The sequence below is a fragment of the Exiguobacterium sp. HVEsp1 genome (genome assembly GCF_002009685.1).
Taxonomy (GTDB): Bacteria; Bacillota; Bacilli; order Exiguobacteriales; family Exiguobacteriaceae; genus Exiguobacterium; species Exiguobacterium profundum.
Map to the genome: position 1 here is coordinate 2,031,695 of NZ_KV917367.1, position 20,402 is coordinate 2,052,096.

Annotated in this window: 20 protein-coding genes and 1 riboswitch; of the genes, 1 reads left to right on the top strand and 19 read right to left on the bottom strand. The window is 50.3% G+C overall.

Translation table 11 applies throughout. The annotated features are described in order from the left end of the window. Window positions 1-3 precede the first annotated feature (3 nt). From BV910_RS10435 to BV910_RS10495, 13 genes are all read right to left on the bottom strand, one after another. On the bottom strand, window positions 4-987 hold the full coding sequence (locus BV910_RS10435) for an L-lactate dehydrogenase (RefSeq protein WP_078147269.1): 984 nt from the start codon (window positions 985-987) through the stop codon (window positions 4-6). A 104-nt stretch (window positions 988-1,091) separates the two neighbouring features. Then, window positions 1,092-1,514 carry a DUF6678 family protein gene (locus tag BV910_RS10440; RefSeq protein WP_240499839.1) on the bottom strand — a complete coding sequence of 141 codons (423 nt, stop codon included), beginning with the start codon at window positions 1,512-1,514 and terminating at the stop codon, window positions 1,092-1,094. Next, entirely contained in the window at window positions 1,511-1,945 is a 435-nt protein-coding gene (locus tag BV910_RS10445) for a hypothetical protein (protein WP_143404776.1), read from the bottom strand. Before BV910_RS10445 ends, BV910_RS10440 begins: the two co-directional genes overlap by 4 nt. A 69-nt stretch (window positions 1,946-2,014) precedes the next feature. Next, window positions 2,015-3,412 (bottom strand): Fe-S cluster assembly protein SufB, encoded by a 1,398-nt coding sequence (gene sufB, locus BV910_RS10450; protein ID WP_047795116.1) that lies wholly within the window; start codon window positions 3,410-3,412, stop codon window positions 2,015-2,017. A gap of 19 nt (window positions 3,413-3,431) precedes the next feature. Beyond that, window positions 3,432-3,866, bottom strand: a complete 435-nt coding sequence (gene sufU, locus BV910_RS10455) for a Fe-S cluster assembly sulfur transfer protein SufU (protein ID WP_026825487.1) — start codon at window positions 3,864-3,866, stop codon at window positions 3,432-3,434. Then, window positions 3,856-5,076 carry a cysteine desulfurase gene (locus BV910_RS10460; RefSeq protein ID WP_078147271.1) on the bottom strand — a complete coding sequence of 407 codons (1,221 nt, stop codon included), beginning with the start codon at window positions 5,074-5,076 and terminating at the stop codon, window positions 3,856-3,858. The genes sufU and BV910_RS10460 overlap by 11 nt, the downstream gene beginning before the upstream one ends. A 1-nt stretch (window position 5,077) precedes the next feature. After that, the gene (gene sufD, locus BV910_RS10465; RefSeq protein ID WP_074036358.1) at window positions 5,078-6,346 is read right to left on the bottom strand and encodes a Fe-S cluster assembly protein SufD; all 1,269 of its coding nucleotides are present in this window, start codon (window positions 6,344-6,346) and stop codon (window positions 5,078-5,080) included. Between the two features lie 12 nt (window positions 6,347-6,358). Beyond that, entirely contained in the window at window positions 6,359-7,120 is a 762-nt protein-coding gene (sufC, locus tag BV910_RS10470; protein WP_143180266.1) for a Fe-S cluster assembly ATPase SufC, read from the bottom strand. A gap of 178 nt (window positions 7,121-7,298) precedes the next feature. Next, window positions 7,299-8,513 (bottom strand): MDR family MFS transporter, encoded by a 1,215-nt coding sequence (locus BV910_RS10475; protein ID WP_078147272.1) that lies wholly within the window; start codon window positions 8,511-8,513, stop codon window positions 7,299-7,301. 101 nt (window positions 8,514-8,614) lie between these two features. Further along, window positions 8,615-9,448, bottom strand: coding sequence for a MetQ/NlpA family ABC transporter substrate-binding protein (locus BV910_RS10480; protein ID WP_012726856.1), 834 nt, complete (start codon window positions 9,446-9,448; stop codon window positions 8,615-8,617). 30 nt (window positions 9,449-9,478) lie between these two features. Further along, window positions 9,479-10,141 (bottom strand): methionine ABC transporter permease, encoded by a 663-nt coding sequence (locus tag BV910_RS10485; RefSeq protein ID WP_012726857.1) that lies wholly within the window; start codon window positions 10,139-10,141, stop codon window positions 9,479-9,481. Continuing rightward, window positions 10,131-11,159, bottom strand: a complete 1,029-nt coding sequence (locus BV910_RS10490) for a methionine ABC transporter ATP-binding protein (RefSeq protein WP_078147273.1) — start codon at window positions 11,157-11,159, stop codon at window positions 10,131-10,133. The genes BV910_RS10485 and BV910_RS10490 overlap by 11 nt, the downstream gene beginning before the upstream one ends. A 77-nt stretch (window positions 11,160-11,236) precedes the next feature. Then, window positions 11,237-11,343: riboswitch (SAM riboswitch) on the bottom strand. A 450-nt stretch (window positions 11,344-11,793) separates the two neighbouring features. Continuing rightward, entirely contained in the window at window positions 11,794-12,051 is a 258-nt protein-coding gene (locus tag BV910_RS10495) for a thioredoxin family protein (protein WP_078147274.1), read from the bottom strand. Window positions 12,052-12,231: 180 nt separating this feature from the next. Here BV910_RS10495 and BV910_RS10500 point away from each other — a divergent pair, with 180 nt between their 5' ends. Beyond that, on the top strand, window positions 12,232-13,287 hold the full coding sequence (locus BV910_RS10500) for a PTS sugar transporter subunit IIC (RefSeq protein WP_168169851.1): 1,056 nt from the start codon (window positions 12,232-12,234) through the stop codon (window positions 13,285-13,287). A 37-nt stretch (window positions 13,288-13,324) separates the two neighbouring features. Here the strand turns inward: BV910_RS10500 and gcvH are convergent, their stop codons facing one another. The 6 genes from gcvH to BV910_RS10530 form a co-directional block, all read right to left on the bottom strand. Then, window positions 13,325-13,708, bottom strand: coding sequence for a glycine cleavage system protein GcvH (gcvH, locus tag BV910_RS10505; protein WP_012726861.1), 384 nt, complete (start codon window positions 13,706-13,708; stop codon window positions 13,325-13,327). Between the two features lie 48 nt (window positions 13,709-13,756). After that, window positions 13,757-14,110, bottom strand: coding sequence for an arsenate reductase family protein (locus BV910_RS10510; protein WP_078147276.1), 354 nt, complete (start codon window positions 14,108-14,110; stop codon window positions 13,757-13,759). A 47-nt stretch (window positions 14,111-14,157) separates the two neighbouring features. After that, window positions 14,158-14,889, bottom strand: a complete 732-nt coding sequence (locus BV910_RS10515; RefSeq protein WP_078147277.1) for a hypothetical protein — start codon at window positions 14,887-14,889, stop codon at window positions 14,158-14,160. Between the two features lie 89 nt (window positions 14,890-14,978). Next, window positions 14,979-16,763 (bottom strand): acyl-CoA dehydrogenase family protein, encoded by a 1,785-nt coding sequence (locus BV910_RS10520; protein ID WP_047795113.1) that lies wholly within the window; start codon window positions 16,761-16,763, stop codon window positions 14,979-14,981. Between the two features lie 13 nt (window positions 16,764-16,776). Beyond that, window positions 16,777-17,949, bottom strand: a complete 1,173-nt coding sequence (locus BV910_RS10525) for an acetyl-CoA C-acetyltransferase (protein WP_012726865.1) — start codon at window positions 17,947-17,949, stop codon at window positions 16,777-16,779. Between the two features lie 18 nt (window positions 17,950-17,967). Beyond that, window positions 17,968-20,379, bottom strand: coding sequence for a 3-hydroxyacyl-CoA dehydrogenase/enoyl-CoA hydratase family protein (locus BV910_RS10530; RefSeq protein WP_078147278.1), 2,412 nt, complete (start codon window positions 20,377-20,379; stop codon window positions 17,968-17,970). Between the last annotated feature and the right edge of the window lie 23 nt (window positions 20,380-20,402).

The following is a 20,402-nucleotide window of genomic DNA, read 5'->3' on the forward strand; positions in this document are numbered from 1 at the left end:
TTATTAGGATGCGGGCTCGACATTCTCAATCCCTGCTTTGATAGTTTGTACCGAGGCGTCAAACTTCTGTTGTTCTTCGTTCGTCAATTCAATCTCGATGATCTTACGAATGCCGCTCCGGTCAATCAAGGCCGGTACGCCGATATGCACGTCACTCGCCCCGTACTCGCCGTCTAGGTGAGCGCCAATCGTCACGACGGAGTTTTCATTTCGGACGATGGCCCGGATGATGCGAAGCAAGCCTACCCCAATCGCATAATAGGCGGCGTTCTTATGCTCGATGATCTGGTAAGCAGCGTCGCGTACGTCCGCATAGATCGCTTCTAAGTCTTCGAACTGATATTTCTCGCTCTCTGCTAATAGTTCATCGATACTCTTCCCATAGATGCGTGCGTTGTTCCATGCGACAAAGCCCGTATCCCCATGTTCCCCCATATAGTAGGCGTGGCAGTTTCGTGGCGATAGTTCGAAATAGTCTCCAAGTTTGTAACGGAGTCGTGCTGTATCGAGGACCGTCCCTGAACCAATGACGCGTTCTTTTGGTAAACCCGATGCTTTCCACGCGACGTGTGCCATCACATCGACCGGGTTCGTCGCGACGACTAAAATGCCGTCGAACCCGCTTTTCATCAAATCTTCGGTCACGGTGCGGACGACCTTGGCGTTTTGCTCGACGAGGTCCATCCGTGTCTGCCCAAGTTTTTGTGCGGCTCCTGCCGTGATGACAACGATATCTGCGTCTTTACAATCCGAGTAGTCGCCTGCCCAAATCCGGACCGGTGTCGGGGCGAATGAGATCCCATGATTGAGGTCCATCGCCTCTCCTTCTGCCTTGGCATGATTCGAGTCGATCAGGACGAGCTCCTCGCAAAGCGCAGCCGTGGATAATTGATAGGCGAAACTGACCCCGACCCAACCGGCACCGATGACGGCGATGCGAGTGATATCTTTCGGGTCAATATCATCTTTATGCGGAATACGTGTCATGTAAATCCTTCCTTTCTATGATTCATTCTCTTTTTTAGCATACCCGACTCTTCCATCTTTAACGACAAAAGCTGCATGAAAAATACGTGATTCCGTTATATATCTTATTTCGATTCAAAGATTCCGGTATTCCGGACATAACCGAAAATCTGAATTGTCTCACTTTCCAAGATGAACGGAATTTTTTCTCTTTCCAAAATCGAAATGAGTTCAGTGGACAGATCACAAACATCTGGGTCAAGAATCACTCCCTTATAGAGCAGTACGCTTGGTCGCAAACGAATCCATTCGATGGACCGTAAAGGGGACTCCAGCCAGATTTCATCCCACTCTCCCCACAATATTTCATACTCGGACAACGAGTCGCTACGAAACAACGTATCTTCCCCTAAGTATTTTATTTGATATGGCGGCGCATAAGTCAACTCTTCAGAGACAGCTCGATTGAGACGCTTCCATTTTGTCTCGTTCATCACCGATGTCAATTGTTGTCTCTCTATGTATTGAAGTTCTTCTCGTCGATTCAAGCTGTTGAACCTCCTATCATAAGTTCTAATTTTTCAATCGTTCGTAACACGTCTTTACGGTTCTGCTTGCTTTTCATCCAAGCGGGTAATCGACTTTCGAGACTACGGTTCGTTCCCTCGCTCGTCCGAATCTTCGCGTCAATATAATCCTTAATATAGTTGAGGTGTTCACGGTTGTAAGCCCATAACACATGACCAGAACATCCTGTTTGTAAAAATAGCGGCAATCCAAAATAAACATCGACAGCTTCTCCGACGTATTTCGAACCGCTCTCCTTTGTTTGCAAATGACCGCAATGAAGACAGCTTAGGCGTACCTCCTCATTCCTCTCCCACACATCAGCCTGTCTCCCGCAACTCGGGCAAATAACAAGCATGGGATTCATAAATGAATATATGTCTCGGCCCTCTAATAAAAATCGATGGGTCACGTTATCGCCTCCTTATTTCATTATACAAAAAACCAGCGAAGCAAAGCTCCGCTGGTTTTGAAGTCACGATTATCCAATCGAACCTTCCATCTCAAACTTGATGAGACGGTTCATTTCGACCGCATATTCCATTGGCAATTCTTTTGTGAATGGCTCGATGAAGCCCATTACGATCATTTCCGTCGCTTCTTCTTCCGAGATTCCACGGCTCATGAGGTAGAAGAGTTGCTCTTCTGACACTTTTGAGACTTTCGCTTCGTGCTCGAGCGACACTTGGTCGTTCAAGATTTCGTTGTACGGGATCGTATCTGACGTCGACTCGTTGTCCATGATGAGCGTATCACACTCGATGTTCGAGCGTGCGCCCTTCGCCTTACGGCCGAAGTGGACGATTCCACGGTACGATACTTTTCCGCCTTGTTTCGAAATCGATTTCGAGACGATAGACGACGACGTGTTTGGTGCGAGGTGAATCATTTTCGCGCCAGCGTCTTGGTGCTGTCCTTTACCAGCGAGGGCGATTGAGAGTGTCATCCCACGTGCGCCTTCCCCTTTCAAGATGACAGCTGGGTATTTCATTGTGAGTTTCGAGCCGATGTTTCCATCGATCCACTCCATTGATCCACCCGCTTCACAGACTGCACGTTTCGTTACCAAGTTGTAGACGTTGTTTGCCCAGTTTTGGATCGTCGTGTAACGGCAATATGCATCTTTGTTGACGAAGATCTCAACGACCGCTGAGTGAAGCGAGTTCGTTGTGTAAACCGGTGCCGTACAGCCTTCGACGTAATGAACCGATGCGCCTTCGTCGACGATGATGAGCGTACGCTCGAACTGACCCATGTTTTCCGAGTTAATGCGGAAATAAGCTTGGAGCGGTTGCTCGAGTTTCACGCCTTTTGGTACATAGATGAACGAGCCACCCGACCAAACTGCTGAGTTGAGGGCCGCAAACTTGTTGTCCGTCGGCGGAATCAACTTCCCGAAGTACTCTTTGAAGATCTCTTCGTCTTCTTTGAGGGCTGTGTCTGTATCTTTGAAGATGACACCTTTCGCTTCGAAGTCTTCTTGCATGCTGTGGTAGACAACCTCAGACTCATACTGAGCCGAGACACCTGCCAAGTATTTTTGCTCTGCTTCTGGGATACCGAGCTTGTCAAACGTACGTTTGATTTCTTCTGGTACCTCGTCCCATGAGCGTTCTGTCTTTTCAGATGGTTTGACATAGTACGTGATTTCGTCGAAATCAAGTGCCGAGAGGTCTCCGCCCCATGTCGGCATCGCCATCTTGTTGAAGTGATCCAACGACTTCAAACGGAAGTCGAGCATCCATTGTGGCTCTTCTTTCATGCGTGAGATCGTCTCTACGATTTCTGTCGTCAAGCCACGGCCTGAACGGAAAATCGAAACGTCCCGATCATGGAAGCCGTATTTATAATCGCCAATTTCCGGCATGTTCTTTGCCATATCGGTCTCCTCCTTCTCCTTACGCGTCCTCGTCTACTCCTTTTTCAAGCGCCTTCCACGCGAGCGTGGCACACTTGATTCGAGCCGGGAATTTCGATACGCCTGAGAGCGCCTCGATATCACCGAGGTCAAACGTATCCGTGTCGTACTCTTTTCCTTGAACCATTTCAGAGAAGATGTTGGCGAGTTGAAGCGCCTCTTCTACTGTTTTTCCTTTGACGATTTGGGTCATCATCGATGCCGAGGCGAGACTGATTGAGCAGCCTTCCCCTTCAAACTTCGCATCTTTGACGATGTCGTCTTCGACCTGTAGTTGAAGACGAAGCGAATCCCCACACGTCGGGTTGTTCAAGTCCACCGTCACGCCATCTTCGATGACGCCACGGTTTCTTGGGTTTTTATAGTGATCCATGATGACCTGGCGGTACAACATGTCGAGATTATTAAAACTCATAATTGAAATACTCCTTCGTTTGACGTAATCCCTCGATGAAGCGGTCGACTTCTTCTTTTGTGTTATACAAATAGAAGCTCGCCCGTGCCGTCGATGATTGCTTCAAAAGACGCATGAGTGGTTGTGCACAGTGATGACCGGCACGAACTGCGATACCTTGCATATCGAGCACAGTCGCGAGGTCGTGCGCGTGCACGTCCTTCAAGTTGAACGTGACGAGACCGACGCGATCTTCAGGACCGTAAATCTCGATCCCTTCAATCGTTTTCATCTGTTCAATCGCGTAAGACGCGAGTTCACGTTCGTGTGCTTCGACGTTCTCAAGACCAATTTCTTCTAAAAAGTCAATGGCTGCCGCAAGTCCGACCGCTCCGGCGATAATCGGTGTTCCCGCTTCGAAACGGTACGGGATGTCTTTCCACGTCGATTCATATAAATCGACATAGTCAATCATCTCGCCACCGAACTCGACCGGCTCCATGTTTTTGAGGAGTTGCTTCTTCCCATATAAGACACCGATTCCAGTCGGTCCGAGCATCTTATGTCCAGAAAAGGCGAGGAAGTCACAGTCAAGTGCTAGGACGTCCAATTTTCGATGCGGTGCACTTTGTGCTGCATCGACGACCATGATGGCACCTTTTTCATGCGCGAGTCGAGCGACTTCGGCAATCGGGTTAATCGTCCCGAGTACGTTCGAGACGTGGCTCATCGCAACGATTTTCGTCCGATCCGATAACACCGCTTGAACGGCATCAAGTGTGACACGTCCGTCCGGCGTGAGCTCGACGTATCGAAGCGTCGCGCCTTTACGTTTAGCGAGTTGTTGCCACGGAATCAAGTTCGCATGGTGTTCCATCGGGGTGAGGACGATTTCGTCGCCTTCACCGACATTCGCATCTCCGTAGCTCGATGCGACCAAGTTGATGGCCGTCGTCGTTCCACGAGTGAAAATGATTTCTTCAGGAACCGCCGCATGGATGAATGAGCGGACGCGTTCGCGTGCCCCTTCATACGCATCCGTCGCTTGCGTCCCGAGCGTATGGACGCCACGATGCACGTTCGAATGGTTGCGACGATAATAGTCCTCGATCGCCTCGATGACAGCGAGCGGCTTTTGTGAGCTCGCCGCGCTATCAAGATAAACGAGCGGGTGTCCATTGATTTCCTGATCTAAAATCGGAAACTGTTCACGAATCGAGGCGTTCAACATCTTAACGTACTTTCCCTTCGATGACTTCGCGGAGTCGGTCTTTGACCGAATCGATTGCGAGTTCTTCGACGACAGGCGTCAAGAATCCGTGGATGATTAAACGCTCTGCCTCTTGGCGAGACAAACCACGGCTCATCAAGTAGTACAATTGAACATCATCGACACGACCGACCGAAGCTGCGTGACCTGCCATAACATCGTCTTCATCGATGAGAAGAATCGGGTTGGCATCCCCACGTGCTTTTTCAGAGAGCATCAAGACGCGCTCTGTTTGCACCCCGTTCGATTTTGACGCACCGTGGTGAATCATCGATGTTCCGCTGAAGATTGCAGTGGCTGCGTCTTTTTGGACACCGTGAATCAAGATGAACCCTTCAGATGCTTTCCCGAAGTGGTCGGTACGAATGTTGAAGTTTTGTTTCTGTGCACCGCGACCGATTGTCACAGCTTTTGTATCTGAATACGTGTTGTCGCCGACGAGGTGAGTCTTCGTCTCGACGACCGAGTTCCCGTCGTTCATGTGACCGAGCGCCCAATCGAGGCGACCGTTCGCATAGACGACACCGCGACGATTCATGAACGTAAGTGCTGATTCAGCGAGCTGATCGACACCACCGAAGACGACTTTCGCGTTCTCTCCAGCGAATACTTCCGTCACGACGTTGACCGTGTGCGGTTCATTCGTGCCAGAAAGGAAGTTTTCGATGTATGTCACTTCACTACCTTCGTCAGCGACGAGGATCGTGTGGTGATAGAGGGCACCGTTCGCCTGTTCCATCGTGAAGATCGCTTGAAGCGGATCTTTCAATTGCGTGTTTTTCGGTACGTAGATGAATGCACCACCGTTTGTGAGGGCAGCATTCAACGCCGAAAGACGTTCTTCATCGACACGTACGCCTTCCGTCATGAAGTATTTCTCAACGAGCTCAGGATGTTGCTCCATCGCTTCTTTGATTCCCATGAACAAGACGCCTTCAGGCATAGACAATTCGTTATAGACGACATGACCGTTGCGTTCAACGAGCACGTTTGTCCGGTGGTCTCCGAGGAGTGATTCGATGTCCGCTGTCAAGCCGTCTTTTTGTTCGAGCTCGACATCTCCCGCTGTGAAGTCCCACTTATCAATCTTAATTTTTTCAACTTTTGGCAAAGCAAGTGTCGGCGCAAGTTCTGCTGCCTCTTTACGACGGTTGACCATCCATGCTGGTCCGCCGAGCGCTTCTGCACGTGCCGACAACGCTTGTGCATCCAATTCAAATTGTACGGTCATCGTACAGCCTCCTTACGCTTCTGTGTCTACTGTCATTCCGAGTTCTTGCTTCACCCAGTCGTAACCTTCTGCCTCGAGTCGCTGTGCGAGCTCTTTACCACCAGACATGACGATTTTCCCGTCCATCATGATGTGTACGAAGTCTGGCTCAATATAGTTGAGGAGACGTTGGTAGTGCGTGATGATCAAGCAGCCGAACTCTTCTGAACGCATTTCGTTTACGCCTTTGGCAACGACTTTAAGGGCATCGATATCAAGACCTGAGTCGATTTCATCCAAGATGGCGATGTTCGGTTGAATCATCATCATTTGAAGAATTTCGTTACGCTTCTTCTCACCGCCTGAGAATCCTTCGTTTAAATAACGGTGTGCCATTTCTGAAGGGATTTCGAGAAGCTCCATCTTCGCATCGAGTTCACGGATGAACTTCATGAGCGAGATTTCTTGACCTTCTTCACGACGTGAGTTGATTGCCGAACGCAAGAAGTCCGCGTTTGTGACACCACTGATTTCAGCCGGGTACTGCATCGCAAGGAACATCCCTGCTTGTGCGCGCTCGTCGACTTCCATCTCGAGGACATCTTCGCCGTTTAATTCGACGCTTCCCCCAGTGACCTCATAAAGTGGATGACCCATGAGTGCTGATGCGAGTGTTGATTTACCAGTCCCGTTAGGACCCATGATGGCATGAATTTCGCCACCTTTAATTTCTAGGTTAAGACCTTTGACAATCTCTTTTCCTTCGATTGAGACGCGGAGGTCATCAATTTTCATTTGTGGTACGTTAGACATTCGGATACCCCTTCCGTATTTTCTCGCCATAGTGAATGGCGTAGATTAGATATATTCTAATCTTAGACTAGTCATTTTTTTATTTCAAGCGACTCACCTTAGAATTCATTCTCAATAGAATGATAAAAGTTGAGAATGCTAATAGTAGGAAATCAAGACATTATCCGGCATTTTCTTCGACGAGTGCGAGGACTGCTTTCCGCTCTCGTACGGCAGCCGCGAAGAAGAAGGCACCACACCCCGTCAAGAGTGCCAAACTTCCGAATACAGGAAGCGACGACTGACCGAATGTATCCAGTAACACGCCACCGATAATCGGTCCGACCGTCTGACCGAGTGATGTCAATCCCATTGCCCCGAAATACGTCCCTCTTAAATGTTCCGGCGCGAGTTCATCCGTCAAGACGTCCGTCATGGTGAACATCAACACCTCTCCGACGGTAAAGATGGCCATCGCGACAAATAGTACCCACTCTACCGTCGCAAATCCAATAAGCAAAAGTCCGAATGACAAGGTCGAAATCCCGAAAAAGAGTGACTTGATCGGAGAGACACGAATCCCGAAACGCATAATCGGATATTGGACGATGAGAACCGTGATGGCGTTCGTCGTTAATAAGTAGGCGAATAATCTCGAGCCTTCTTCTAATCCATCGCGTAGCGCGATGAATTGCGGGAGCGTCGAATTGAACTGGCTATAACCGATAATCGCGAAGATCATCCCGATGATGACCGCCCGAAACGTTCGGTCATCTCTCAGAACACGAAACGTCTCCGTCAAGCGCGGGCGTGCCTTGATTCCGTCCCCTTCTTCAAACGGATATTTGTAAAACAAGATAGATATAATGATCCCGTATAATATGTAGACAGCCGTCACGACGAAGAATGCAGTCTTCACACCAGTGAGTGATAAAACGACAGCTAAGAGTGGTCCGATGGCCGCGGCGATATTAATCATGAAGTAACGGACATTATAGACGATGACTCGCTGATCTGCCTGCGTCGTATCACTGATGAGTGCACGCGAAGCCGGTTCTAGGAATGATCGCGACATCCCCATCAACATCGATAGCAAGTAAAACCAAAACAGTTCCGTCGCAAGTGCGAGACCAGCGAACGTGACGGCATTCAGCACGATCCCGATCAACATGAGCTGTTTTCGTCCATACCGATCAGAGAGTGTCCCCCCAAAGAAGCTCATGAACAGACCTGAAAGTGCCGTCACGGCAAAGATCGTTCCGATCACACTCGCTGAAAAGCCGAGCGTAGCTAGATAGATCGCAAAAAATGGCATGACAAAAAACGTCGCCAGTCGTGCAAAAAACGTCCCGAACAGGACACCCCACGTCAGTGGATGAATCTGTCTGAGCTTCATCCAAATCCCCCCTTTTCTTTCATATATGTAGTGTACTTCTCTTTATGAAAGAACACTAGACAAAAAAAGACCCAGGAGGAAGACTCCTGAGTCGAGATGACTTATTGTTTGACCGGTACGACCGCACCTTTGTATTCGTCCAAGATCCACTGTTGTGTCTCTTCAGACGTCAATACTTCGAGGAGTGCTTTGACGCGCTCATCTTCTTCGTCCCCTTCACGCGTGACGATCAAGTTGACGTATGGTGAATCTTCACCTTCGAGTGCGATTGCATCTTCAAGTGGGTTAAGGCCTGCATCGATCGCATAGTTCGTGTTGATGAGGACCGCATCGCCTTCTCCGTTATTGTAAGCTGTCGGAAGAAGTGCTGCTTCCACATCCGTCTTGAATTTCAAGTCTTTCGGGTTGTCGACGATGTCAGCGACTGTCGCATCGACCGTTTTGCCTTCAGCAAGCGTGATGAGACCTTCTGACTGGAGCATCGTAAGGATTCGTCCGTGGTCAGCGACCGAAGAGCTCATGATGATTTCTGCACCTTCAGGAAGCTCGTCGAGCGACTTGTATTTTTGTGAGTAGACACCAATCGGCTCGATGTGAACGCCACCTGCTGATGCGAATTTGTAGTCTTTGTTTTCAGCCATTTGTGACTTGAGGTATGGTTCGTGTTGGAAGTAGTTCGCATCGAGTTCCCCGCTCGCGAGCGTCTTGTTTGGAAGCACGTAGTCTTGGAACTTCTTGATTTCGAGTTTGTAGCCCTTTGCTTCATATTCTTCTTGTACGTGCTCTAAAATCTCAGCGTGCGGTACGTTTGACGCACCGACGATCAATGTTTTGTCATCGCCAGAACCTGTTTCTGCCTCTTCCCCGCCGCAAGCTGCGAGAACCGTGAATGCTGATAAAGCTGTCAATCCGAGTACTGTTTTCCAAGTTTTCATAATGAATCCCTCCAAATGGTATATGTGTGATTAAGCTGAACGTTTATCAATTTTTGTGACGAGTCGGTCACCGATGAACTGGATGACGAATACGATGATCAAGATGAGCACCGTCGCCACGAACGTGACATCGTTTTGTGAGCGTTGGAACCCTTCCAAGAAGGCCAAGTTCCCGAGTCCGCCACCCCCAACGACTCCCGCCATTGCCGTATAACCGACGATGGCAACGATGGTCACCGTGAGTCCCGACACGATTGCCGGAAGAGCTTCCGGAATCAAGACTTTATAGATAATTTGCCATTTCGTCGCTCCCATCGATTCGGCCGCCTCGATGACGCCACGGTCGACTTCACGAAGCGCAAGTTCGACCATCCGAGCGTAAAACGGTGCCGCTCCGATGATGAGCGCAGGAAGCGCCGCCGTCGAACCGAGCATCGTACCGAGTAGGAACAACGTGAACGGGATGAGTAAGATAATTAAGATGATGAACGGAATCGAACGGAACACGTTGACGATCGCGCTGACGAAAACGTAAATCGGACGATTCTTCAATAAAAGTGATTCGTTTGTAATGTAGAGAATCAAACCTAAAGCGAGTCCGATCACAAACGTCGCCACACCTGCGACGAGCGTCATGTACAGCGTCTCCCAAGTCTGTTCCATCATAATTTGCCAATCTACGTTAGGAAACATCGCTTTCCACCTCCACTTCTACGGATTGCGAACGAATCGACGTGATGGCACGTTCGATTTCACTTGCTTCCCCAATCAGTTGGATGAATAGCGTACCGAGCGCACCGACTTGTGACTGGGTCACGTTCCCGCCGATGATGTTGAATCCGATATCATGCGTCTTGAGGACGTCAGACAAAATCGGTTGTTCTGCCGTCTCCTTCAAGAATTTCAATTTGACGATTTGACCGCTCGGATACCGTTCTTTAAGATGTTCGAACGTGAGCGACAGATCGTCGACCGCCCCGATTTGCTTGACGAATTCTTTCGTAATCGGTTGCTCCGGATGTTGGAACACGTCCGAAACTTGACCCGTCTCGACGACTTTTCCGGCCTCCATCACGGCGACACGGTGACAAATCTTTTGGATGACGTGCATCTCATGCGTGATAAGGACAATCGTCAATCCGAGTTTCTTATTGATGCTGACGAGCAGTTCGAGAATCGAATCCGTCGTCTTCGGGTCGAGCGCGCTTGTCGCTTCGTCACAGAGGAGAACCTCAGGATTGGTAGCGAGCGCGCGGGCGATCCCGACTCGCTGTTTTTGACCGCCCGACAGTTGCGATGGATAGCTATCCTCACGACCAGCCAAACCTACGAGCTCGACGAGTTCCTGGACGCGTCGTTTCCGCTCACTTGCCGGAACCCCGATCAGTTCTAGTGGGAAACTGATGTTTTCTGCGACCGTGCGCGACCACAGAAGATTAAAGTGCTGGAAGACCATCGAGACGTTCTTGCGAACTCCCCGTAGTTCTTTCGGGCTGAGCTTCGTGAGCTCACTCCCGGCGACCTCGATTTCACCGCTTGACGGAGACTCGAGACGGTTGAGTAATCGGATGAGCGTCGACTTCCCCGCCCCCGAATATCCGATTATTCCAAAAATTTCACCGCGATCAATCGTTAGTGATACATCATCGACCGCCTGGACACGACCATTCTTCGTATCGAACCATTTGGCGACGTTTCGTAATTGAATCAATACCTTTCCCTCCTGACAACAAAAAAAGCGCGCACGTTTGAGCAAACGTGCGCACTTTATCGTACGGACAACGATTGCTCTCATCTGTCAAGGTTTCTCACCTTGCTGGAATTAGCACCATTTCGGATTGCTCCGCGGTTGCTGGGCGTCATAGGGCCAGTCCCTCAGCCTCTCTTGATAAGAGTGTTGTGTATTCGATTAGCTTTATCATAGCGACAGCTTTTTCTGCTGTCAAATCCTTTTTTCAAAAAAATTAAAAAAAGGTGCCGTCCGAGGACGACACAGAACGTAGCACCTTGAGTCACGGAAGGACAGCCCATAGATGAAAATCTTTTGCCCGTTCAAGATTTACATCCTTATATGGGGGAGATTCACCAATCATCACTCGATCTTAGCTTGGACCGTGCGATTATACGGAACGTCTGTCTTCGCTTGATTTTTTTGGGGGACAATCGAAGGGAAGACTGACGTGTATTCGTATAAAGGTAGCAGCGGCTTCGCCAAAACGTCTTGATATCGGGAATATCGCGTCCTATTTTGTGTTCAAGTAAGATGTTGTAATGAATATACCATTCGTGAACTTTCTGTGTCAACTGATTATTTAAAATTTTCAGATTATTCTAATGTTCCTCTCTCACTTCACGAAAGAGAGGACATGTTGCACATTTTGAAACGCGTACAATCGATCTTGAACCTCGCCATTTTCAAGCTTCAACAGGGCGGGTACGCTCATCACTTGGTAGGCTTCTAGCTCTTTTGGGATATAGTTCGCATCTCGCTTTTCGATTTTAATTTCAGGGTCGACCGCTTCGACGACCGTCAACATTTTTTCCGCCACAGCGCATGTACCACACATCGGGGCGTATATATATAAGAATCCGTCTGTAATCATTCTTCTCACCTCTCTTGTCATTATAAGGGGCGATGGATTCCCGTTCAAAAATCGTGCTCTCGTAAAAATTCAGAATTTTTCAATGATTCTCTTGACTCTTTCTGGTGAGAGGAATAATATGGGTTCTAACTTTATCGCTTTTGTACATAACAGCAAAGAAGAAGGACAGGTGAATGAATGATGACGGAACCAACAACAGGTACGATGAAACAGTTCACGATGAACGTCTTAAACGGTCTCAGCATGGCGATTCTGATCGCCCTTATCCCGAGCGCACTACTCGGTGAATTAACGAAAGCCATACTTCCGTATTTTCCGTCTCTTCAATTCATATTGGATGCGACGACGATTGCGATGCGGCTTCTGCCAGCCATTATCGGGCTAGCGGTCGCCATGCAGTTCGGACGATCGATTCTCGAAGCCGGGACGATCGCGATTGCAACGTATGTCGGTAGCGGTGCCGTTCGAATCGACGAAGGTGCGTTCGTGATGGCGGGCATCGGGGATGTGATCACAGCCGGTGTGACCGCTGCAATCGCTACACTTCTAGTCATGAAGCTCGCTCCCCACTTGAAGACGTATACGGTCATTGTTATGCCGATGACCATCATTGTCGTCGCAGGAGGCATCGGTACTTTCCTACTGACGTACATCTCCCAAATCACGACGTATGTCGGTCTACTCATCATGACCATGACTGACCTGCAACCGGTCCTGATGGGGATCCTGATCGCCATGGCGTTCTCGCTCATCATCGTTTCGCCGATCTCGACCGTCGGGATTGCGACGGCCATCAGCCTGTCCGGTGTCGCGGCGGGTGCGGCGAACCTCGGAGTCGTTGCAGCCGGATTCGGTCTCGCGATCGCCGGATGGCAGGCGAACGCGACCGGCACATCGATTGCCCATTTCCTCGGTTCTCCGAAGATTCAGATGGCGAACTTTGTCCGACGCCCCATCATGATGCTTCCCATTTTGGCAAATGCGGCGATTCTCGGTGCGCTCGCTGGAATCCTGAAAATTGAGGGAACGCCAATCAGCGCCGGGTTCGGGGTGTCAGGACTCATCGGTCCAGTGAACGCCCTTCATCTCATGCCGGGTGGATTCGCTCTCTTCAACGTCCTGCTCGTCATCGTCTTGTTCGGTCTGATTCCCGTCGCACTCGGAATCTTCTTCTATCGCGTGTTTGAACGGGCGACTCTCGTCAAATCCGATCATTACCGACTCGATTTCGAGTAAAAAAAGCCGGCTTCTCCATTGGAGAGGCCGGTTTTGATTATCCTTGAATCATCGCTTCGTATTCTTCTGCAGACATGAGCTTGTCGAGGTCTGACTCTTCCGTCAACTCGACTTCGATCATCCATGCGTTTTCAAACGGTGACTCGTTGACGAGTTCTGGAGAATCCGCGAGGTCCTCGTTCACTGCTGTGATGCGACCTGATACTGGTGCATACAACTCAGAGACCGTCTTCACTGATTCGACTGAACCGAATGGCTCGTCGAGCAAAATCGTACCATCGACTTCTGGGAGTTCGACAAACACGATATCCCCTAGTTCGCTTTGTGCGAAATCCGTGATGCCGATGCGGGCTTTCGTTCCGTTTACTTCTACCCACTCATGTTCTTTTGAATAACGTAAATTTGCTGGTACTTTGCTCATCCTAACTTCCCCCTCAAATAAATTAGACTCACATCTGTATTATAGCACTTAGCCCCAAACGTCCGTAAAGGACTTTTCTGAAAATCCGACGGTCGTTTTTTCACCATTTGTGACGATTGGTCGCTTCAAAAGCATACCATTGCTTGCTAATAGCTCGAGTTGTTCGTCTTCTGATAGATTTGGCAGTTTGTCTTTGATGCCTTCGTTCCGATAGACTTGCCCGCTCGTATTGAAGAACTTCTTGAGTGGTAGACCTGATTGTTTCCACAGTTCGGCGAGTTCCGCTTTCGTCGGCGTCGATTCGACGATATGAACGTATGTATACTCGATGCCTTGTTCCTTCAACCATTTTTCTGCCTTTTTACATGTACTGCATGGTGGATAGCCGTATAGTGTCACCATCTGTTCATCACCTCTATTCTCAATGTAGCATATTCCGAGAAATCAATTCACCTCTCAAGCAACCGTTCAATCTCTCGCTTCATCGTCGGGTTCACTTCGTGCCTCGCTTCGATCAACCGTAAGATCGCCGCTGCCGCCTCGATTGACCTGCCGTATCCTTTTACCCCATCTGACAAGAAGGGAATCATCTCCGGCTGTCTCGACTCGACCCGGCGTGTCGGATTGAACGGATCTCCTTGTCCGCCGAGCGCCTTCAAGACGTTTTGAACGGCCGCGACTTGGACGAGTTCGAATCCGGCGAGCATCTCGCCCCGACGTTCCCGAAGTAAGCCGACATATAGGTTCGTCAACGCCTCTTCATAATAATAATCCGCTGATTCACGTGTGATTTCGAGGCGTGGTGTCGCAAATACTTCGAGCGCCTCGTCCCGTCGCCAGACGACACGTCCTGGCGTATAGGCGATGGTCGCCAGTTCATGCAGTTCGAAGACGGCGAACTCACCATAAATGCCATCATGGTACATGATCTTATGCCCGTCCTTCGTGTTTTGGAACTGATAGTGAAGCGGTTCGACCTCGAGCCAGTCGAGTCGGTCGATAAAGCGCGCCTTCTGCCCATCCTCGACAATCAAAAAGAAATCGAGGTCCGAATACTCATCCAACCGCTCCGTCTCTTGTCCAATCGAACCCAATGCGAGCAGCATGAGCGTCCCTTCCTTTTCGGCAACGGACCGTCCAATGCGTTCCATCCGGTCGAGTAATACATCTCGTTTTGTCATCGTCTCTCCCCCTCGTCTCTATTGTACGTGGCAGAGCTCAAAAAAAGAAAGGGTTGACCGCGTCCGGTCCACCCTTTCTGTCCATTTGATTAGACGATAAACTTGTTCGCTTTGATGAGGCTCGCTGCGACTTCGCGCTTCGTGCCGATTACATTGATTGGCTGATAGCGGCTGAACTTCTTCATTGCCGAGAGAAGCATACGTTGCTCGTCACCAGACGCCGCTGCGTACAATACTTCTTTCGCCATGAGTTCGACTTGCTTGAACACTTGCTCCGCAAAGATTTCTGTATAGCGGACTTTGAGCGTGTTCTTCTCTTCGCCTGTGCGTCCAATCGCTTTGTCTGTACGAGCGATGGCTGCTTCAAGCGCATAGATGGCACTGATCATGTCTGCAATCTTCGCCAAGATTTCTTGTTCGTTTTGAAGGTCTTGTTGATACTTTTGGACAGCTGTACCCGCGACCATCAAGTTGATTTTCTTCATGTTCGAAAGGAGCATCTTCTCGCGAGCGAGTGGTGAGCCGTCCAATTCTTGTGGCATATAGCTCATGAGCTCTTTTTGAAGTTTTTGCGCTTCTGCGAGGAGCGGCAATTCACCTTTCATCGCTTTCTTGAGGAGCGTACCTGGGACGATCAAACGGTTGATTTCGTTCGTTCCTTCGAAGATACGGTTGATCCGTGAGTCACGGTAGAGGTTCTCAACTTCATATTCTGCCATGAATCCGTATCCACCGTGAATCTGGACCGCTTCGTCGACGACATAGTCGAACGTTTCAGAAGCGAAGACTTTGTTGAGTGAGCATTCGATCGCGTATTCTGCGATTGCTTGTGCGACTTTCGATCCGTCGCGCATGTTCTCATCACCGAGTGCGTCCAAGCTGTCCTGGAACAAACCACCTGTACGATAGACTGAACTTTCCATCGCATAGATGTTCGCTGCCATCGTCGCCAATTTCTCTTGGATGAGTGGGAATTGGCTGATCGGTGTCTTGAACTGTTTGCGCTCGTTCGCGTATTGAACCGAGAGGTCGAATGCACGTTTTGAAGAACCAACTGCTCCGACTGCGAGTTTGTAACGACCGACGTTCAAGATGTTGAAGGCGATGACGTGACCTTTTCCGATTTCACCGAGAAGGTTGTCGACTGGTACTTCGACATCTTCAAGGATGAGCGTACGTGTCGACGAGCCCTTGATTCCCATCTTCTGTTCTTCTGCGCCTGTTGAGACTCCTTTGAAGTCACGCTCGACGATGAAGGCACTGAACTTGTCGCCATCGATTTTTGCGTAGACGACGAACACGTTCGCGAAGCCGGCGTTTGTGATCCATTGTTTCTCACCGTTCAAGACGTAGTGCGTGCCCGCCTCGTTCAAGACAGCTGTCGTTTTCGCACCGAGGGCGTCAGAACCTGAGCCTGGCTCCGTGAGGGCGTAAGCCGCGATCCATTCACCTGTCGCGAGTTTTGGCAAATACTTGTGTTTTTGCTCTTCTGATCCGAAGAAGACGATTGGAAGCGTCCCGATCCCGACGTGTGCGCCGTAGCTGAGCGCGAACGAACGTGCTTTCGCGAAGCGCTCCGTGATGATCGAAGATGAGATTTTATCGAGTTGGTAACCGCCGTACTCTTCTGGAACGTCTGCTCCGAGAAGACCGAGCTCGCCCGCTTCTTTCAACAATTCGACAGAGAGGTCGAACTCGTGTTTCTCGATACGCTCGAGGACTGGCATGACGCGGTCATCGACGAATCCTGCCGTCGTGTCCCCAATCATCTTATGCTCATCTGAGAAATCCTCTGGTGTGAAGAGACGCTCTGCGTCGAGTGCGTCAATGACAAAGCTACCGCCTTTAATCAATTCATGTTCTGTACGTTCCATATCCGATTCCCCCTTAAAGTAATTCGAAGACACCAGCCGCGCCCATTCCGCCGCCGATACACATCGTGACAACCCCATACTTCTCATTGCGTCGTTTCATCTCATGCAAGATCGAGACTGAAAGTTTTGCTCCAGTACATCCGAGTGGGTGACCGAGGGCGATGGCGCCGCCGTTCACGTTCACTTTCGATGGATCGATGCCGAGTTCACGGATGACACCGAGTGACTGACTCGCGAACGCTTCGTTCAACTCGAACAATCCGACTTCTTCTAACTTCACGCCGGCCATCTCGAGTGCTTTCGGAATGGCGACGACTGGACCGATTCCCATCACTTCCGGACGGACACCGCCGACCGCGAACGAGAGGAACTTGGCCATCGGTTGCAATCCTTGGCGTTCTGCTTCTTCACGGTCCATGACGAGAACTGCTGCTGCTCCGTCGGATACTTGTGAAGCGTTACCCGCCGTGACCGATCCTTTGATTTTGAAAGCCGGGCGAAGTTTACCGAGCGCTTCGATTGTCGAATCGGCACGGACACCTTCGTCATGCTTGACGACTTTCTCCACTTCCGCGACTTTCCCGTCTTCACCGAGTACGTGCTCGATGACCGTCACAGGAACGATTTCTTCCTGGAACTTGCCACCTGCGATGGCTGCCGCCGCCTTTTGGTGACTGTTGATAGCAAATGCATCTTGGTCTTCGCGCGAGATGTTGTATTCAGCTGCGACACGTTCTGCCGTATGCCCCATGCTCATGTAGTACTCTGGTGCCGTCTCCATGATGTGTGGGTTTGGACGGATGACGTGACCACCCATCGGGACTTGGCTCATCGACTCCATACCGCCGGCGATGATGGCCGTCGCTTGACCAATCATGATTTTCGCCGCCGCATCCGCGATGGCTTGAAGACCTGACGAGCAGTAGCGGTTGATGGTGATCGCTGGAACTTCGTGCGACAGTCCCCCCCGGACCGCCGCATAGCGAGCGATGTTCATCCCTTGCTCCGCTTCTGGCATCGCACAACCCATGATGACGTCATCAATCGGGCCTTTATATCCTGAACGCTCAAGCGTTGCCTTGATGGCATATCCCGCGAGCTCGTCCGAACGTACGTTACGGAACGAACCGCGTTTTGCTTTTCCGACCGGCGTCCGTGCGCCGGCTACGATGACTGCTTCCCTCATCTGTTTTGTCCCCCTTTATCAGTTGCGTAGTGGTTTGCCTTTCACGAGCATATGTTGCATCCGTTGTTGTGACTTCGGCTCCCCGATGAGGCTCAAGAAGGCTTCACGCTCGATGTCGAGGAAGTACTGTTCGTCGACGAGCGTACCGTATGCCAAATCACCACCACTGATGACGTGTGCGAGTTTCTTCGCAATTTTCAAATCGTGCTCTGAAATATAACCACCGTAGAACATTTCGTACGCCGCGAGTTCGAGCGTCGCTTTCCCTGTTTGACCGACGACCGGTAACTTTTCACGAACCGGTGCCGTGTACCCGTCAGCCAGTTCAAGGACCGTCTGTTTCGCATCGAACGTCAAGTGGTCACGGTTCATCGAGATGCCATCGACCGCACGGTGGTAACCGAGTGTCTTCGCATCAAATGCCGACTTCGATACTTTCGCCATCGCAATGTTCTCGAACGTCTGTTGCGCAGCCTTCTCGATGTTTTGCATCGATTTTGGTGTCTGCTCAAGGAGACGACGGTACGTGTTGACGTTTCCGCCCCCACCAGGGATGAGGCCGACACCGACTTCGACGAGACCCATATATGTCTCAAGCGCGGCTTGCATACGGGCTGCCGGTAAGCTGATTTCCGTTCCACCACCGAGCGTCATGCCGTATGGTGCGGCAACGACCGGGCGACTTGAATAACGAATCTTTTGAACGACTTGTTGGAACTTGTTGATGATCCAATCGAGTTCGAACCAGTTCTCGTCTTCGGCTTCCATGAGCATCATCGCAAGGTTGGCTCCGACACAGAAGTTCTTGCCATCGTTGGCGAGGACCATTCCTTTGAAGTCTTGCTCGACGCGGTCGATCGACTGTTCGATCATCTGCATGATATCGACACCGATCGCGTTGTTTGGCGATGTGAATTCGAGTGCGACGACGTCATCGCCGATATCGACGAGGCGTGCCCCACCGTTCTCTAGGATGATACCGTTTGATTTTGCGAGCGGCTTGAGTTTCAATTCTTTCGGGTTGACGGTCTTCTCAACATACGCCTTCGACGCTTTATCGTAATACTGGTCTCCCTTATAGAATGACGTGTTGCCTGCAGCAAGCATCTCATCGATCCATGCCGGGACGTCATAGCCTTCCGCTTTCATACGCTCGACTGATTTCTCCACACCGAGGGCATCCCACATCTCGAACGGTCCGAATTTCCAACCGAAGCCCCACTTCATCGCATCGTCAATCGCAACGATCGTATCGGCAATCTCACCAGTGAGACGTGCCGAGTAAGCGAGCGTCTTCGCCGTGATTGGCCAGAGCAATTGTCCGACGCGACCTTTGTTCAAGATGGCACCTTTCAATTTCGCTTTTGAGCCTGGAAGTGACTTGATTTGATCGAGCTCAGGACCTGTAATCGCTTTCAATTGTTCGTATTCGAACGTCTGAAGGTTCAACTCCTGGATGACCTTGCCTTCTTTCTTATAGAAGCCTTGACCGGCCTTTTGTCCGATCCAGCCTTTTTCGACGAGTTGCTTCATTTCTGTCGGAACGTCGAACGTGTCCTTCTCTTCCCCTGATTCGAGTGTCTCGTAGACGTTCCCCGCCACGTGGACGAATGTGTCGATTCCGACGACGTCGAGTGTGCGGAATGTCGCTGATTTTGGACGACCGATGAGTGGACCTGTGATCGAGTCCATCTCTCCGATTGAAGCGTTTTGTTTGAGCATCTCTTCAAACGTGACGAGAAGACCATACGTCCCGATGCGGTTCCCGATGAAGTTCGGTGTGTCTTTTGCTTCGACGACACCTTTGCCGAGACGGTCTTCCGCGAAACGTGACATGAAGTCGATGACCGGACGGGCTGTTTTCTCTGTCGGGATGAGTTCGAGCAACTTCAAGTAACGTGGTGGGTTGAAGAAGTGTGTCCCGAGGAAGCGTGATTTCAATCCTTCCGGAAGGGCACTTGCCATCGCTTCGATGGAGATTCCTGACGTGTTCGAGCTGAGAATCGCATCTTCACGGATGTAAGGTGCAATCCTCTCGAAGAGTTGTTGCTTCACATCGAGACGTTCGACGACGACTTCGATGACCCAATCCGCTTCTTTCAAACGCTCTAAGTCATCTTCTAAGTTCCCGACTTCGATGAAGTTGAGATGATCGGCTGTCGCAAGTGGTGCTGGATTTTGTTTCAGTAGTTTTTGACGGTTTTCTGAGGCGATGCGATTGCGTACTTCTGGTGACTCGAGCGTCAACCCTTTCGCTTCCTCTTTAGATGTCAATTCACGTGGTACGATGTCGAGCATGAGCGAACGAATCCCCGCGTTCGCCAAGTGAGCCGCAATCCCCGCCCCCATTACTCCTGAACCGATGACGACCGCAAAACGAATTGAGTTCGTCAAACGGAGGTCGGTTGATTGTTCGATGTGACTCGTCATAGTGTTCCCCCCTAAAATGAGAA